Source organism: Actinoplanes sp. NPDC049265, assembly GCF_043197135.1.
In the GTDB taxonomy this organism is placed as follows: Bacteria; Actinomycetota; Actinomycetes; order Mycobacteriales; family Micromonosporaceae; genus Actinoplanes.
This window is the reverse complement of sequence record NZ_JBICSP010000007.1, coordinates 310,447-326,353: the sequence shown is the minus strand read 5'-3', so window position 1 is coordinate 326,353 and position 15,907 is coordinate 310,447. Positions and strand designations below refer to the sequence as shown.

11 protein-coding genes and 1 pseudogene are annotated in these 15,907 nt (G+C 70.2%); 7 read left to right on the top strand and 5 right to left on the bottom strand.

The window, feature by feature from the left end; translation table 11 throughout:
- Positions 1–128: 128 nt before the first annotated feature.
- Both polA and ACGFIO_RS20045 read left to right on the top strand, forming a co-directional pair.
- A complete protein-coding gene (gene polA, locus ACGFIO_RS20050) occupies positions 129–2,822 on the top strand; it encodes a DNA polymerase I (RefSeq protein WP_392827763.1) in 2,694 nt (897 codons plus the stop codon).
- Between the two features lie 115 nt (positions 2,823–2,937).
- On the top strand, positions 2,938–3,312 hold the full coding sequence (locus tag ACGFIO_RS20045) for an ArsR/SmtB family transcription factor (protein ID WP_392827762.1): 375 nt from the start codon (positions 2,938–2,940) through the stop codon (positions 3,310–3,312).
- Here the strand turns inward: ACGFIO_RS20045 and ACGFIO_RS20040 are convergent, their stop codons facing one another.
- Together ACGFIO_RS20040 and ACGFIO_RS20035 are read right to left on the bottom strand one after the other, a co-directional pair.
- Positions 3,313–3,474, bottom strand: a complete 162-nt coding sequence (locus tag ACGFIO_RS20040) for a DUF3140 domain-containing protein (protein WP_392827761.1) — start codon at positions 3,472–3,474, stop codon at positions 3,313–3,315.
- Positions 3,471–3,668, bottom strand: a complete 198-nt coding sequence (locus tag ACGFIO_RS20035) for a DUF2945 domain-containing protein (RefSeq protein WP_392827760.1) — start codon at positions 3,666–3,668, stop codon at positions 3,471–3,473. The genes ACGFIO_RS20040 and ACGFIO_RS20035 overlap by 4 nt, the downstream gene beginning before the upstream one ends.
- Positions 3,669–3,811: 143 nt before the next feature.
- Here ACGFIO_RS20035 and ACGFIO_RS20030 point away from each other — a divergent pair, with 143 nt between their 5' ends.
- Positions 3,812–5,617: a protein kinase gene (locus tag ACGFIO_RS20030; RefSeq protein WP_392827759.1), complete on the top strand. Its 1,806-nt coding sequence runs from the start codon at positions 3,812–3,814 to the stop codon at positions 5,615–5,617.
- Here ACGFIO_RS20030 and ACGFIO_RS20025 read toward each other — a convergent pair.
- The gene (locus ACGFIO_RS20025; protein ID WP_392827758.1) at positions 5,571–6,419 is read right to left on the bottom strand and encodes a class I SAM-dependent methyltransferase; all 849 of its coding nucleotides are present in this window, start codon (positions 6,417–6,419) and stop codon (positions 5,571–5,573) included. The genes ACGFIO_RS20030 and ACGFIO_RS20025 overlap by 47 nt on opposite strands.
- Positions 6,420–6,731: 312 nt before the next feature.
- On the opposite strand from ACGFIO_RS20025, the gene rpsA reads away from it, so the two are divergent.
- The 3 genes and pseudogenes from rpsA to ACGFIO_RS20010 all read left to right on the top strand — a co-directional run bounded on the left by rpsA (position 6,732) and on the right by ACGFIO_RS20010 (position 9,908).
- Positions 6,732–8,246 carry a 30S ribosomal protein S1 gene (gene rpsA, locus ACGFIO_RS20020; RefSeq protein ID WP_392827757.1) on the top strand — a complete coding sequence of 505 codons (1,515 nt, stop codon included), beginning with the start codon at positions 6,732–6,734 and terminating at the stop codon, positions 8,244–8,246.
- A 217-nt stretch (positions 8,247–8,463) separates the two neighbouring features.
- Positions 8,464–9,051, top strand: a pseudogene (gene coaE / locus ACGFIO_RS20015) (dephospho-CoA kinase); the annotation flags it as partial.
- A 17-nt stretch (positions 9,052–9,068) separates the two neighbouring features.
- Entirely contained in the window at positions 9,069–9,908 is an 840-nt protein-coding gene (locus tag ACGFIO_RS20010) for an HAD family hydrolase (protein ID WP_392827756.1), read from the top strand.
- On the opposite strand, the gene ACGFIO_RS20005 is transcribed toward ACGFIO_RS20010, so the two are convergent.
- Both ACGFIO_RS20005 and ACGFIO_RS20000 read right to left on the bottom strand, forming a co-directional pair.
- On the bottom strand, positions 9,885–12,872 hold the full coding sequence (locus tag ACGFIO_RS20005) for a TIM-barrel domain-containing protein (RefSeq protein ID WP_392827755.1): 2,988 nt from the start codon (positions 12,870–12,872) through the stop codon (positions 9,885–9,887). The genes ACGFIO_RS20010 and ACGFIO_RS20005 overlap by 24 nt on opposite strands.
- Before the next feature lie 66 nt (positions 12,873–12,938).
- The gene (locus ACGFIO_RS20000; protein ID WP_392827754.1) at positions 12,939–13,361 is read right to left on the bottom strand and encodes a DoxX family protein; all 423 of its coding nucleotides are present in this window, start codon (positions 13,359–13,361) and stop codon (positions 12,939–12,941) included.
- Between the two features lie 411 nt (positions 13,362–13,772).
- Between ACGFIO_RS20000 and uvrB the strand changes: the two genes are divergently transcribed.
- The gene (uvrB, locus tag ACGFIO_RS19995) at positions 13,773–15,896 is read left to right on the top strand and encodes an excinuclease ABC subunit UvrB (RefSeq protein ID WP_392827753.1); all 2,124 of its coding nucleotides are present in this window, start codon (positions 13,773–13,775) and stop codon (positions 15,894–15,896) included.
- Positions 15,897–15,907: the final 11 nt, after the last annotated feature.

Below are 15,907 nucleotides of genomic sequence, written 5' to 3'. Positions count from 1 at the left end.
CCGGGTCTCGAATTCGCATTTCGGGCTTAAGCCCTGGGAGCGAATTCGCGCCAGGCGCCGGGGGTGGCCGCGTTTCGCGTGGCCGCCCCCGCTCTTTGTGTCACACCCCCCGACTAGAGTCGTCACCCGTGAGTGCTGAAGCCAAAGACCGCTTGCTCCTGCTGGACGGCCACTCGCTGGCCTACCGCGCGTTCTTCGCGCTCCCGGTGGAAAACTTCTCCACCCAGACCGGGCAGCCGACCAACGCGGTGTTCGGCTTCACCTCGATGTTGATCAACATGTTGCGCGACGAGCAGCCGACGCACATCGTGGTCGCGTTCGACGTCTCCCGCCACTCCTTCCGCACCGACAAGTACGCCGACTACAAGGCCGGGCGGTCCGAGACGCCCCAGCCGTTCCAGGGCCAGGTCAGCCTGATCAAAGAGGTCCTGGAGGCGCTGCGGATCCCGGTGGTGGAAAAGCCGGGCTACGAGGCCGACGACGTGATCGGCACCCTCGCCACGCAGGGCCGTGAGGCCGGCATGGAGGTGGTCATCTCGACCGGCGACCGCGACGCGTTCCAGCTGGCCGGCGAGCACACGACGATCCTCTACCCGGTGCGTGGCGTGTCCGAGGTCTGGCGGATGACCCCCGACGCGATCGAGAAGAAATACTTCGTCCGCCCCGAGCGCTACCGCGACAAGGCCGCCCTGGTCGGCGAGACCAGCGACAACCTGCCCGGCGTCCCGGGCGTCGGCGACAAGACCGCGGCCAAGTGGATCAACGAGTACGGCGGCCTGGACGGCATCATCGCCAACGCCGACAAGGTGAAGGGCAAAGCCGGCGAGAGCCTGCGCGCCCACCTGGCCGACGTGATGCGCAACTACGAGCTCAACCAGCTGGTCTGCGACCTCGAGCTGCCGCTGGGCCCACAGGACGTCAAGTGGCACGGGTGGGACCGCGAGGCGGTGCACCAGGTCTTCGACGCGCTCGAGTTCCGGGTGCTGCGCGAGCGGCTCTACTCCTATCTCGACGCGGTCGAGCCCGAGGCGGAGTCCGGCTTCGACCTGTCCGGCAGCGTCTTGACGGCCGGCCAGGTCGCGGCCTGGCTGGGTGAGCACGCGGGTGAGGCGCCGGTCGGGGTCGCGGTCAACGGCCAGTTCGGGCGGGGTACGGGCGAGCTGACCAGCATCGCGGTGGCTACCGGCGACGGCCCGGCGGCGTGGTTCGACCCGGCCGCGCTGGACGAGTCCGACGAGCAGGCGGTGGCGGCATGGCTGGCCGACCCCGAGCGGCCCAAGGTCATCCACGACGCCAAGCCGGCCACACTGGCGTTCCGGGCGCACGGCTGGGCGCTGGCGGGCGTACGCGTCGACACCGCCCTGGCCGCCTATCTGGCCAAACCCGACCAGCGCTCGTACGACCTGACCGATCTCGCCCTGCGCTACCTCAAGCGCGAGCTGCGGGTCGACGCGCCCGACGACGGCCAGCTGACCCTCGACCTGACCGGCGGCGAACAGGACCAGGCGGCCGAGCAGAACGTGATGCTCCGCGCCCGCGCCACCCTCGACCTGGCCGACACCCTGACCGAGGAGCTGTCCCGTGACGACGGCGCCTCCCAGCGCCTGCTGATGGAGGTCGAGCAGCCGCTGTCGGTGGTGCTGGGCGAGATGGAGCACGTCGGCATCGCGGCCGACACCGACTACCTCTCCGAGCTCGAGGCGCATTTCGCCGGCGAGGTGAAGGCGGCCCAGCAGGCGGCGCACGCCGAGGTCGGCCGCGAGTTCAACCTGGGCTCGCCCAAGCAGCTGCAGGAGATCCTGTTCACCGAGCGCGACCTGCCCAAGACCAAGCGGATCAAGTCGGGCTACACCACCGACGCCGACGCGCTGCAGAGCCTGTTCGCGCAGACCGGCGACCCGCTGCTGTCCCACCTGCTCCGGCACCGTGACGTGGCCAAGCTCAAGTCCACGGTGGACGGCCTGCTCAAGTCGGTCTCGGACGACGGGCGCATCCACACCACGTTCAACCAGACGGTGGCCGCCACCGGCCGGCTCTCGTCGACCGACCCCAACCTGCAGAACATCCCGATCCGCACCGAGGAGGGCCGGCGGATCCGCCGCGCGTTCGTCGTCGGTCCGGGCTTCGACCAGCTGATGACCGCCGACTACAGCCAGATCGAGATGCGGATCATGGCCCATCTGTCCGGCGACGAGGCGCTGATCGAGGCGTTCAACTCGGCCTTCGACTTCCACGCGGCCACCGCGTCTTCGGTGTTCCACGTCCCGGTCGAGGAGGTCGTGCCCGATCAGCGCCGCAAGATCAAGGCCATGAACTACGGCTTGGCGTACGGGCTGAGCGCGTTCGGCCTCTCCAACCAGCTGAGCATCTCCACCGAGGAGGCGCGCGGCCTGATGGAGGAGTACTTCACCCGGTTCGGCGGCGTCCGCGACTACCTGCAGGCCGTGGTGAAGCGGGCCGTCCAGGACGGGTACACCGCCACCATTCTCGGCCGCCGGCGCTATCTGCCCGACCTGACCAGCGACAACCGCCAGCGGCGGGAGATGGCCGAGCGGATGGCGCTGAACGCCCCGATCCAGGGCTCGGCGGCCGACATCATCAAGGTCGCCATGCTCAAGGTCGACGAGGCGTTGCGGTCCTCCGGGCTGCGCTCGCGGATGCTGCTTCAGGTCCACGACGAGCTGGTGTTCGACGTGGCCCCGGGGGAGCGGGAGCCGCTCGAGGAGCTGGTCCGCCGCCAGATGGGCGAGGCCTATCCGCTGTCCGTGCCGCTCGAGGTGTCGGTCGGCGCGGGGCAGGACTGGAACGGCGCCGACCACTGAGAGTCATATTTGTGCAGTCGTTGTGAACCGGGTCGGCGTCTTTGACGGTCGTCGAACCAGGAGGGCGCGACCTGCGCAAATAGGAGGGTTGCGGGGCTTTGCTTAGCTGTGCTTCATGCCCGGCTCTTCCATGGACACACCGTCACGCACCGACGCACCCGCGTGGCAACCGATCACGCGGAGTGCGCTCGACGCGGAGCAGGCGACCGCCTTCGCTCCGATGTTCAAGGCTCTCGGCGACCCGGTCCGGCTTCGGCTTCTGTCGATGATCGCGTCGGCCGGCGGCGGTGAGGTCTGCGTCTGTGATCTCACCGGCTCGTTCGCACTGACCGGCCCGACCATCTCGCACCACCTCAAGGTGCTGCGCGAGGCCGGCCTGGTCGACAGCGACCGCCGCGGCACCTGGGTCTACTACCGCCTGGTCCCGGCCGCGATCACGCTGATGGCCGGCCTGATCGCGATCACCGACGTGGTCGGCGTCACCGTGTAACTACTTCAGTGGGTCGTGGCCCCAGTTCATCAGCGACCACCGCCACGGGGTGTCAGCGACGCCGCCCTCGGGTCGCTGCCTCAGGTGCCGGTGGACGTGGCCGACGACCTCGCGCACGTGCGCCTCGTCGGCCTCGTCGAAGCCGGTGTTCGTCGTGGTCATGACCGCGACTCCGGCTTGTGGACCGCCTCCTTGCCGGTCTTGTCGCTCCTGACCTTGTATTGCGGCTCGTCCTTCGACGCGTTCACCGTCCGCCCGGCCGCCTCGGTGCGCGAGGTGATCTTCTCCTCGACCGTGCCCTCAACCGTCTGACCGTGGCTCCGCCACTCGACCTTGTCACCTTTGCGAATGCCCATGACCTGCGGCTACCCGCGGCCGGGTGGGTCATGCGCGGAATCGGCGGGTTCGGGCTGAACCAGTGCGGGTGGTCGTGCGTTGTGAGGAGTCAGGCGTTGCCGGCATGGGTGCCGGGGCCACGAAATGATGCGGAGGTCGGGCCGTGGAACCACTCCGTGCGGGGGACCCCGTCGAGGTGGGGCGCTACGAGATCGAGGGGCGGCTGGGCAGCGGCGGCATGGGCACGGTCTATCTGGGCCGGACGCCCGGAGGCCGGCCGGTGGCGGTCAAGGTGCTGAGTTCGCTGCGCGAGCTGGACCCGGACACCGTGCAGCGTTTCCAGCGCGAGGCGGACATTCTGGGCCAGGTGCGCAGCGCCTACTCCACGGCGCTGATCGACAGCCGGTTGACCGCTTCGCCGTTCTGGATGGTCACCGAGTACATCCCCGGTCCGACGGTGGCCACGGTGGTCGAGCGGGACGGCGCTCTCGCGCCCGACGAGTGCCTGCGGCTGATGGCGGCTCTGGCCGAGGGTCTGGGAGACATCCACGGGTACGGCATCTTCCATCGGGACGTGAAGCCGCGGAACATCGTGTTGTCGCCGACCGGGCCGCGGCTGATCGACTTCGGGATCGCGCGAGGACCGGCTCAGGACCGGTTGACCGAGACCGGGATGACGGTGGGTACGCCGCACTACACCGCCCCGGAGCTGTTCGACGACGCCGAGCTGACGGCGGCCGTCGACGTGTTCGGTCTCGGGGCGACGATGGCGTACGCGGCCACCGGGCGCCGGCCGTACGGTTCGGGAACCGTGGAGTCGGTCTTCAAGCGGATGTACTTCGAGGAGATCGACTGTGCCGGGGTGGAACCGCACCTGGCCGCGCTGATCAAGGCGTGCACGCAGCGCGATCCGGCGAGCCGGCCCGGCGTCGACGAGATCATCGAGCGCTGCCGGCGCGGCTTGTCCGGCGCGCCCGCCGCCCCGCCGCCGGTCGTGTCGTCGCCGGTCGTGTCGCCGGCCGCGGTCCCGCCCTCGGTTGAATCATCGGCCGCTGTCCCGTCGCCGGCCGCTGGTCCGCTGGCGGCGACGCCGGTCGCGTTCCCCGCGGACAACGCAACCGTGAATCCAGCGGCGGCCGGCGCTGGTGATCGAGCGGGCGCCGGTGGTCGGGCGGGCGCTGGTGGTCGGGCGGGCGCCGGTGGTCGGGCGGGCGGCGGTGATCGAGTTGGCGCGCCCGTCGCAGCGGGCGGGCGGCCGGGCGGGCGCGGTGGCCCCCGCCGCACCGGCGTCGTGGCGGCGGCCCTGCTCGGGGTGCTGGCCCTGCTGGTCGGCGGAGCCATTCTGCTGCAGCGGGACCGCGAGCCGAACGCCCCGGCCACCGGGGCGGCGTTGATCCAGCCCTCCGTGGCGGCGCCGGCCGACCTCTCACGGCCGTCGGTGTCGCCGATTCCCGGCCTGCCGTCCGGCCCGGCCGGAAGCTCGGGGCCGGCCGGCCCTCCGGCCCCGCGCACGACGTCGCCGAGCCCGTCGCCCAAGACCAGGAAGCCCCGCCCGCCCGCCTCCCCGAAGAGCACCCGCACCGCGGCCGCCGGTCCGCGCACCGGGAAGATCACGGACGGCTCGGGCTGGTGCGCCGACAACAACTCGGCGGTACCGGAGGACGGCAACCGGCTCCAGCTGGTCCCGTGCAACGGCACCGAGGCTCAGCAGTGGACCGTCCGCACCGACGACCGGCTCGAGGTGCAGGGCAAGTGCATGACCGTCGAGGGTAACGCGACCGCCGACGGCAGCCGGGTCGTGCTCCGCACCTGCGGGTCCGCCGGGTCGCAGATCTGGCGGGCCCGGTCCGACGGCACGCTGCGCAATCCGGTGTCCGGCCGGTGCCTGGACGTGCTGGCCGAAAACGACACGGCGCTGATCGTCAAGGACTGTGTGGGCCGGCCGAGCCAGCAGTGGCATCTTCCGTAGGGTCCGCTCGGGGCAGGTCACACACGAAGATCGCGGTGCCCGGGAAGAGCCGGCCCCGCAGCGGGCTCCACTGGCCCCAGATCCCCTCGTGTCCCTCCGGCCACTCGGGTTCGACCAGGTCCCGGATCCGGAACCCGGCCGCCACCAGCTCGCGGATCCGGTCGCCGAGGGTCCGGTGCTGCTCGACGTAGGTGGGCGTACCCGTCTCGTCCTCCTCGACGTACGGCCGCCGGTCGAAGTACGAGTTGACGGCGAGCAGCCCCCGCTCGTCCGGCTCGTCGAGGAACACCCAGCGCATCGGGTGGGTGATCGAGAAGACCCAGGGGCCACCGGGGCGCAGGACGCGTGCCACCTCGCGCATCACCGCGCCCGAGTCGGCCACGAACGGGACCGCGCCGAAGGCGGTGAACACGATGTCGAAGCTGTCCGGGGCGAAGGGCAGGGCCAGCGCGTCGGCTTGCACCAGCGGGACGCGTACCCCGGAACGGTCTGACGTCTCACGCGCCTGCCGCAACATGCCCGCCGAGAGATCCATGGCGACCACCTCGGCCCCGGCGCCGTGGAGCCAGCGGGCGCCGGAGGCCGCGCCGCAGCCGAGCTCCAGCACCCGGCGCCCGCGGACGTCGCCGAGCAGCCGGGCGTCGGCCTCGCGCAGCCCTTCCGGGCACCAGACCAGGTCGACGTCGCCGAGGAAGGCGCCGTGCTCGTCCTGATAGTCGTCGGCGTCGGAGTCCCACCAACCGCGGCTGGCCACCCGGCTCTCGGCGTCGGAGACGGGTCGGCGGGTCACTTTATCGATCACTGCGTTAGGCTAGGGCACGCGGCGATCGCCCCAAACCGGGGCAAAACTCGCGTCCTGGCGAAGATTCTGCCCGGCTCCTCGGGAGGGCTTGCAACCTGTGGTAATGCGCACGGTAAGCTAGTCGATGCGCTCGCGGATCGTGTGCCTCGGCAGGGAGCAGGTTCCGCAAGTCGTCGGTTTCAGCCCGTTCAGCGTCGCCTTGATCAGACCCACCGTCATGATCACTTCGGATGTTCGTCGTGCTGTGCCCGCCGGCAGTTCCGCGGGGCGCGGGAGACACCACGACACCATCCGTTCGGAGCAACAGTCCACATGACGAGCAGCATCGAGGCCACCTCGAGCGCCAACAAGGTCACCGTCGACGATCTCGGCTCGGAGGAAGCTTTCCTCGCGGCCATCGACGAGACCATCAAGTACTTCAACGACGGCGATATTGTCGAAGGCACCGTCGTCAAGGTCGACCGGGACGAGGTCCTGCTCGACATCGGCTACAAGACCGAGGGCGTGATCCCCTCTCGTGAGTTGTCGATCAAGCATGACGTGGACCCCGCGGAAGTGGTGTCGGTCGGTGACCACATCGAAGCCCTTGTCCTCACCAAGGAGGACAAGGAAGGTCGTCTGATCCTCTCGAAGAAGCGCGCTCAGTACGAGCGCGCCTGGGGGACCATCGAGAAGATCAAGGAGGACGACGGCGTCGTGCGCGGCTCCGTCATCGAGGTCGTCAAGGGCGGCCTCATCCTCGACATCGGCCTGCGGGGCTTCCTGCCCGCCTCCCTGGTCGAGATGCGTCGTGTCCGCGACCTCCAGCCCTACGTGGGTCGTGAGCTCGAGGCCAAGATCATCGAGCTGGACAAGAACCGCAACAACGTGGTCCTGTCCCGCCGCGCCTGGCTCGAGCAGACCCAGTCCGAGGTCCGCACCGAGTTCCTCAACAAGCTCCAGAAGGGCCAGGTCCGCAAGGGCGTCGTGTCCTCGATCGTCAACTTCGGCGCCTTCGTCGACCTCGGCGGTGTGGACGGCCTCGTGCACGTCTCGGAGCTCTCCTGGAAGCACATCGACCACCCGTCCGAGGTTGTCGAGGTCGGCCAGGAGGTCGAGGTCGAGGTGCTCGACGTCGACCTCGACCGCGAGCGCGTCTCCCTGTCGCTGAAGGCGACCCAGGAAGACCCGTGGCGCCAGTTCGCCCGGACCCACGCGATCAACCAGATCGTGCCGGGCAAGGTCACCAAGCTGGTTCCGTTCGGTGCGTTCGTCCGCGTCGACGACGGCATCGAGGGCCTGGTGCACATCTCCGAGCTGGCCGAGCGGCACGTCGAGCTGCCCGAGCAGGTCGTGCAGGTGGGCTCCGACGTCATGGTCAAGGTCATCGACATCGACCTGGAGCGTCGCCGGATCTCGCTCTCGCTCAAGCAGGCGAACGAGAACTTCGTGGAGGGCGAGGAGCACTTCGACCCCACCCTCTACGGCATGGCGGCCACGTACGACAACGAGGGCAACTACATCTACCCGGAGGGCTTCGACCCCGAGACGGGCGAGTGGCTCGAGGGCTTCGACAAGCAGCGCGAGGCCTGGGAGAAGCAGTACGCCGACGCTCGCGAGCGCTGGGAGGCCCACACCAAGCAGGTGCAGGCGTCCCGCGAGGCCGACGCCGAGGCCGCTCTCAACCCGGCTCCGCCCGTGGCCGGTGGCGCGTCCACCGGTGGCGGCGGCGGTTCCACCACGTCGAGCTCGCCGGCCCCGGCGCGTTCGTCCGAGGAGCCGGCCGGCACCCTGGCGACCGACGAGGCTCTGGCGGCGCTGCGCGAGAAGCTCGCCGGCGGCAAGTGAGCTAGTCCTTCAACAGCAGAGCCCGTCCGCGACCCCGGTCGTGGGCGGGCTCTCGCCTTTCCGCGTCCATGACCCCGGGTTGTGGGCTTTCGCCTTTCCGCGACCCCGGTCGTGGGCGGGCTAGCGCTTTCCATGTCCGCGACGCCGGGTTGTGGGCTTTCGCCTTTCCGCGACCCCGGTCGTGGGCGGGCTTCCCTGTCTCCGGGATACTGGGCCGGTGCTGAAGGTGGGGCTGACCGGCGGGATCGGTGCGGGCAAGAGCGCGGTGTCGGCCCGGCTGGCGGCCCTCGGCGCCGTCGTCATCGACTCCGACAAGCTCGCCCGCGAGGTGGTCGCGGCCGGCACCGAGGGCCAGGCCGAGGTGGTCGCCGCGTTCGGCGCCGACGTGCTCGGGCCCGACGGCGAGCTGAACCGCCCCGCGCTGGGCGCCAAGGTCTTCGGCGACGACGAGGCCCGCGCCCGGCTGGAAAAGATCATTCATCCTCGGGTACGCGCCCGAGCCCGCGAACTGGCCACCGCCGCGCCCCCCGGGGCGATCGTCGTCAACGACGTCCCGCTGCTGGTCGAGACCGGTCAGGCGGCGTCCTACGACCTGATCGTGGTGGTGACCGCGGCCGAGGACACCCGCATCCGCCGCCTCGCCGAGACCCGCGACATGCCGGCCGATCAGGCCCGTTCCCGCATCGCCGCCCAGGCCACCGACGAGGCCCGCGCGGCCGTGGCCGACATCCTCATCCCCAACGACGGCACCCGCGACGAGCTCAACGCGGCCGTGGACACCCTGTGGCGCGAGCGCCTGCTCCCGCTGGCGGCGGGCCGGGCGTGACCGAACTGCTGGTCTCCGACCTGGACGGCACGCTGCTGCGCCCCGACGGCACGCTGGGCCCCCGCACGGTGACGACGATCAACGCTTACCTGGCCGAGGGCGGACTCTTCACGTACGCGACGGCGCGGTCCTTCGCCTCCGCCGGCGGGGTGACCGCCGACCTGCGGCTCACCCTGCCTGTGATCACCTACGGCGGGGCGATGATCGTCGATCCGCGTACCGGCGAGGCCCGCCCGCCCCGCCTGCTCGACGCGACGGTCGTCGAGACCGTGCTCGCACACAGCGCGGCCCACCCGCGCCTCCAGCCGGTCCTGTTCGTCCTGCGCGAGGGTCGCGACCGTCTCTGCTGGCTGGCCGACCTGGCCACGCCCGCGATGGGCCCGTTCCTCGCCTCCCGGCGGGGTGACCCGCGCCTGCTGCCGTTGACCTCCTGGTCGGAGATCGACCCGGCCACGGTGATCAGCGTCGCGGTCCTCGGCGATCCCGTCGCACTGGAGCCGCTGCGCGCTGCCCTCGAGGCGCACCGGGCGATCTGTCACTCGGTCTACAGCGAGGACGTCTACGTGCCCGGCACGTGGTGGCTGGAACTGACCTCGGAGCGCGCGACCAAGGCGGCGGCGCTGGCCGAGGTCCGCGAGGAGGTCGGCGCGACGTCCCTGACCTGCTTCGGCGACAGTCCCAACGACCTGCCGATGTTCGCCGTCGCCGATCGCGCGGTGGCGATGGCCAACGGCCTCCCCGAGATCCACGCCGCCGCCCACGAGGTGATCGGCAGCAACGCCGACGAGGCCGTCGCCGCGTACATCGACGCGTTAGCCTCCCGCTCGCTGGACTGACAAGCAGTCGAGGTTGCCGCCACTGGCGCCGGTGGCGGTGGCCCGGATCCGGACCGTGCCCGCGGGCAGGGTGGTGGTCAGGGTGCTGGTTCGCCAGGCCGGCCACGCGCCGGTGGGCGGGAAGGACTGCGCGGCGGCGACCGTGCTGTCGTTGACGGCGATCGCCAGCGGCCGGTCGGTGCTGCCGCCGTTGGCGTACCGGAAGGTCAGGGTGTGTGAACCGGCCGTGGCGACGGTGACCGTCCATTCGACGAAGTCGCCGCTCGCGTTGACGAAGTCGGCGTAGCCGTTGCCGGTGTAGCCCGGGTGCCGCGTCCCGACGACGGCGCCGCCGCGGGTGGCGTCCTCGGCCGAGAAGACGTTCGGGCCGGTCACCGCCGGGAACGGCTGCCCGCTGGGGCGGATCGTGGCCGCGACGCCACCGCCGCCGCCGACCGGGATCGGTGGGGTGACCACGGTCAGGATCTTGCGGGCGGCGTCCCAGGCCTGGCCGCTGCCGTTGAGCGTGGCGGCGATCTCCCCAGCGAAAGCCTCCAGCGCCGGGCCACCGTCGACCCGCATGCCGACCGGTGCGGACAGGCCGTGCAGGCGGACGACGTAGCGGCGCTGGGCCGGGGCGCCGTGGTAGGTGCCCGCCGGGTGGCCGATGGTCACCGCCAGGGCCGCGTTGCCGAACGACAGGCCAGTGACGCTGTTCGCCGGCTTCTCCGACACGCCGTCGTCCTCGTAGAGCGCGAAGGAGCCGTCCGCGCCCGTGTAGACGTCCAGCTCGAGGTGGGTCTTGTCGAGGTACGCGGTGCTCTGGGCGTACCGGTACCGGGGCAGGATCGCGCCGGCTCGCACGTACATGATGATCTCGCCGGTGCGGGTGACGTACGCCTTGTCGGCCGTGTCCGACCCGGCGCTCTTCGCGTCGGACCAGAAGTCGTACCAGGTCTCGCCGGCCGGCAGCCAGACCGGCTGGGTCGCGCCGTCGGTGCCGGTGGTCAGCGGCATGACCAGGATCGACGGGCCCCACATGTACTGCTGGTCGTGCGCGTAGGCCAGCGGGTTGTCCTGGTGCTCGATGATCATCGCGCGGGCCATCGGCAGGCCGGTCGCGTGGGCGGTGTGGGCGATCGTGTAGACGTACGGCATCAGCGTGTAGCGCAGGCGGCCGTAGCGCAGGAACTCGTCGCTCTCGCTCGGGTCCTGGTCGGCCGGCCAGCGGGAGGCCTTGCGGCCGAGGACGAGCGCGTCGCCGTAACCGTGCGGCCGCCAGATGGGGGAGAGGGCGCCCCAGGCGGCGACCCAGTTGCGGTACATGTCGGCCGGGATGGGGTTGCCCTGGTGGCCGCCGCCGTCGACATTGCCGTACGGGAAGCCGCCCAGCCCGGCGTTGAGCATGCCGCGGATCTGCTGCCTCATCTCGTCGTAGGTGGACTGGGTGTCACCACTCCAGAAGTGTCCGTAGCGCTGCTGCCCGGCCGTCGCGCCCCGGCTGAAGATCCACGGTCGTCGTCCGGGCCCGATGCCGCGGTCCCAGCCCTCCTGGCCGGTCGCCTTCAGGAAGTACAGGAAGTAGGCGTTGCGCAGCTCCGACCAGCGCATGCCGTTGGCGGTCAGGGCGGCGTACGGGATCGGCCCGAGCTCGTCGGGCTCGTCGAGCCACAGCGCGTCGCCCGGGAAAGCGAGGGCCGGGTTCAGCGCCTTGTCCCAGAACACCTTCCAGACCCAGGCCCGGGCGGCCGGGTCGGACCAGTCCGGCACCGATTGGTTCTCCGAGACGCCGGCGATGTCGGACGCCTGGAAGCTGTAGCCGGGTGGCGGGCCGGCGACCCAGCCGGCCATCAGGTTCGAGTTGTTCCGGTTGTAGTCGAGCGAGGTGATGACGCCCTGCTCGTCGGCCCAGCGTTTGAACCCGGCCGGGTCGGGCCAGCGGCCGGCGTCGAACTCGAACCACGAGCCGCTCCAGTCGCCGCTGCCGGCGCGCCAGCGGTTGTCGTGAACCTGTAGGTCGAGGGGGAAGCCCCGGCCGCGGTGGTCGGTGATCTTGGTGACCCACCAGTTCTGGTCGCTGACGGTGGGAAAGTTCTTGTCCGACATCTGCAGACCGAAGATGCCCAGGCGCGGCAGGCGGGGCCGGCCGGTGAGCTGGGTGTACCGGTCCAGGAGCTTGGCGAATCGCGGGCCCTGGAGGACGAAGTAGTCCATCTGCGGGCGTACGCCGGGGGTGTTGTGCTCGTCGGCCCAGAATTCGTACACGCCGCCGTTGCCGAAGTTGAACGTGGTGTCGAAGCTGGTGTTGACGAAGATCGCGTAGCCCCGGGAGGACAGGTAGAGCTGCACGATGGCCGGTGACTGCTGGCTGCGGTCGTTCACCGAGCCGTAGTTGTGGGCGACGATCTCGCCGGTCCGGTCGATCCGCGGCGCCCGGCCGTAGAAGCCGTGCCCGGCCTTGACGAACCGCTCACCGGCCGCCGCCGGGGCGAAGGTCTGCCGGACCACGCTGTTGTTGTCGCCGCCCCAGCTCATGCTGTGCGTCGCGTCCTCGCCGGCGAGCAGCGTGCCGTCGTCCTTGCGGTAGTAGGCGACGCGCAGCGGGTTCTTCCGCACGACGACGCGGAGGCCGTCGGCCGGCGCGGTCGTGACGGTCAGGCCGGTGCCGTCGTCAGTGACGCCGAGCCTGCCGCCCATCCCGCTGTGGCTGGCCGGGTCGACCATCTCGTAGCGGTCGTCGGCGAAGAACGTCTCGCCCGATCGGGCGTAGCGCACCCGGACGATGTGGCCGCCGTACGCGGTGATCCGGAGCCGCTGCCCGGAGGTGCTGGTCACCGTGACGCTGCGGCCGTCCGTGGTGTGACTGGCGTACTCGGCCAGGGTCTCGGTGGCCGGCGGTGCCGCATTCTGCCGCGCGACCACGGCGCCGACCGCGAGCCCGGACGTCCTGAGAAACGAGCGCCTCGAGTGGAGATGTTCGGTCATGTGCTTCCTCCCGCCGCCTCCAACAGATACTGACGGAGGCGAACGGGAGGTAGCAATAGACGTACATCAATTGGTGGCGACGAGGGGTTCGGTCATCGGGCGGCGGCGGAGCGCGGCGTCCAGTGACCACGGGCCGGCGCCCAGCACCGCGATGGCCAGGAAGGCCCAGCAGTAGAGCGCGGCCGAGGCGCCGCCGTTCTGGCTCGGGAGCAGGGCCTGGGGCTGGTGCACGGTGAAGTACGCGTACGCCATCGAGCCGGACGCCACGATCGCGGCGGGCGTGGTGAGCAGGCCGGCCAGCACGAGCAGTCCACACACGACCTGGATGAGGCCGGCCCACCAGCCCGGCCACTGGCCCAGCGGCGCGGCGTGCTTGCCGGCGGCGCCGAAGACGCCGAACACCGTCCCGGCGCCGTTGAGCGTGAACAGCAGTCCGACGACGATGCGGAAGAGCGACCAGACCGGCCCGGCGTACCTGTGCGTACCCATGGTTCTCCCTGAGGTGAGGAGGTCAATATCGACGCACATTAATAAGTTGCAGGCTCAACCTTCAAGTACCCGCAGGTGGACAACATGTTGCGAGGTTGTTAGCGCCGCAGGTGACGCTGCGTGCGCGGTCTGCGACTGTGGTTTGCGACACAAATAAGGGCCGTCGCGGCGGCCGGTCCGTCCGGACCCCCGGTTCGCGCTCGCCGGCCAGGCCGGGTGCTGCGATCCCGATGCCGGCGGGGAGGGACCGAGTGGTGGTCCGGAAGCCCCGCCTGGCGGCCGCCGCGAGCGGCCTACCGCCCCAGGGTAGGACCGGTACGGCGGGTTGCGTCCGGCACGGAGCTGAATTGGCATCCCTTGCGAACCGGAGCCGGGCCGAACTTGTCGTACCCCCGACGTAGCCTGGTCAGCATGGTGCTCGAGATCCCACGCCTGGACGGCCGCTTCGAGGTGGTCAGCGAATTCCAGCCGGCCGGCGACCAGCCCACGGCCATCGCCGAGCTCGATCGACGGGTGCGCCGGGGCGACCGCAACACGGTTCTGCTGGGTGCCACCGGCACGGGCAAATCGGCCACCACGGCCTGGCTGATCGAAAAGTTGCAGCGGCCGGCGCTGGTCCTCGCGCCCAACAAGACCCTCTGCGCCCAGCTGGCCAAGGAGTTCCGCGAGCTGCTGCCCAACAACGCGGTCGAATACTTCGTCAGCTACTACGACTACTACCAGCCCGAGGCCTACATCGCCCAGACCGACACCTACATCGAGAAGGACTCGTCGGTCAACGAGGAGGTCGAGCGGCTGCGGCACTCGGCCACGATGTCGCTGCTAACCCGGCGCGACACGATCGTGGTGGCGACCGTCTCGGCGATCTACGGCCTGGGTACGCCGCAGGAATACATCGACCGGTCGGTGGTCGTCAAGGTGGGGCAGGAGGTCGACCGTGACAAGCTGCTGCGCCGCCTGGTCGACATCCAATACTCACGCAACGACATGGCCTTCCAGCGGGGCACCTTCCGGGTGCGGGGGGACACGCTCGAGATCATCCCGGCGTACGAGGAACTGGCCGTCCGCATCGAGCTGTTCGGCGACGAGGTCGAGAAGCTCTATTACCTGCACCCGCTGACCGGTGAGGTGGTCCGCGAGGTCGACGAGCTGATCATCTTCCCGGCGACGCACTACGTGGCCGGTCCCGAGCGGATGGAACGCGCCATCCGGGGCATCGAGGCCGAGCTGGCCGACCGGCTGGCCGAGTTCGAACGACAGGGCAAGCTGCTCGAGGCGCAACGGCTGCGGATGCGGACGACGTACGACATCGAGATGATGCGGCAGGTCGGCTTCTGCAACGGCATCGAGAACTACTCGATGCACATGGACGGGCGGACGCACGGCGAACCGTCGTACACCCTGCTCGACTACTTCCCCGACGACTACATCACCGTCATCGACGAGTCGCACGTGACGATCCCGCAGATCGGCGGCATGTACGAAGGCGACGCCTCGCGCAAGCGGATCCTCATCGAGCACGGCTTCCGGCTGCCCAGCGCGGCCGACAACCGGCCGCTGCGGTTCGACGAGTTCCTCGAGCGGGTCGGCCAGATGGTCTTCCTGTCCGCGACCCCCGGGCCGTGGGAGATGAGGGAGGCCCAGGGCGAGTTCGTCGAGCAGGTGATCCGCCCGACCGGCCTGGTCGACCCCGAGGTCGTGGTCAAACCGACCAAGGGCCAGATCGACGACCTGATGCACGAGATCAAACTGCGGACCGACAAGAACGAGCGGGTCCTGGTCACCACCCTGACCAAGAAGATGGCCGAGGACCTCACCGACTACCTGCTCGAGAACGGCATCCGGGTCCGCTACCTGCACTCCGAGGTGGACACCCTGCGCCGGGTCGAGCTGCTGAAAGAGCTGCGCAAGGGCGACTACGACGTGCTGGTCGGCATCAACCTGCTGCGCGAGGGCCTCGACCTGCCCGAGGTGTCGCTGGTCGCCATCCTCGACGCCGACAAGGAGGGCTTCCTGCGCTCCGGCCGGTCGCTGATCCAGACCATCGGCCGCGCCGCCCGCAACGTCTCCGGCGAGGTCCACATGTACGCCGACAAGATGACGCCGTCGATGCGCGACGCCATCGAGGAGACCGACCGCCGCCGGGCCAAGCAGATCGCCCACAACGAGGCCAACGGCATCAAGCCGACCGCGCTGCGCAAACGGATCCACGACATCCTCGACGACATCTACAAAGAGGCCGAGGACACCGACGCCGCCGTCGGGGCCGGCCCGATCGTGGGCGGCGGCGGCCGGCAGATGTCGCGCGGCAAGGCGCCGGTCCCCGAGACCCGCTCCAAGCCGCCGCGCTCGGCCGCCACGCCGGCCCGCGAGGGCATGGCCCGCGCCGACCTGGCCCAGCTCATCCAGGACCTGAACGACCAGATGCTGGGGGCCGCGCGCGAGCTCCAGTTCGAGCTGGCGGCCCGGATCCGCGACGAGGTCAAGGAGCTCAAGAAGGAACTCCGCGGGATGGACGTCGCCGGCGTGAAATGACACGCAACCGG

What these genes read in the sequence shown, in the direction of transcription:
- ACGFIO_RS20045 (WP_392827762.1), top strand. Translation starts at nt 2,938, where the DNA reads ATGCCCGGCTCTTCCATGGACACACCGTCACGCACCGACGCACCCGCG.
- ACGFIO_RS20040 (WP_392827761.1), bottom strand. Translation starts at nt 3,474, where the DNA reads ATGACCACGACGAACACCGGCTTCGACGAGGCCGACGAGGCGCACGTG.
- ACGFIO_RS20035 (WP_392827760.1), bottom strand. Translation starts at nt 3,668, where the DNA reads ATGGGCATTCGCAAAGGTGACAAGGTCGAGTGGCGGAGCCACGGTCAG.
- rpsA (WP_392827757.1), top strand. Translation starts at nt 6,732, where the DNA reads ATGACGAGCAGCATCGAGGCCACCTCGAGCGCCAACAAGGTCACCGTC.
- ACGFIO_RS20005 (WP_392827755.1), bottom strand. Translation starts at nt 12,872, where the DNA reads ATGACCGAACATCTCCACTCGAGGCGCTCGTTTCTCAGGACGTCCGGG.
- ACGFIO_RS20000 (WP_392827754.1), bottom strand. Translation starts at nt 13,361, where the DNA reads ATGGGTACGCACAGGTACGCCGGGCCGGTCTGGTCGCTCTTCCGCATC.
- uvrB (WP_392827753.1), top strand. Translation starts at nt 13,773, where the DNA reads ATGGTGCTCGAGATCCCACGCCTGGACGGCCGCTTCGAGGTGGTCAGC.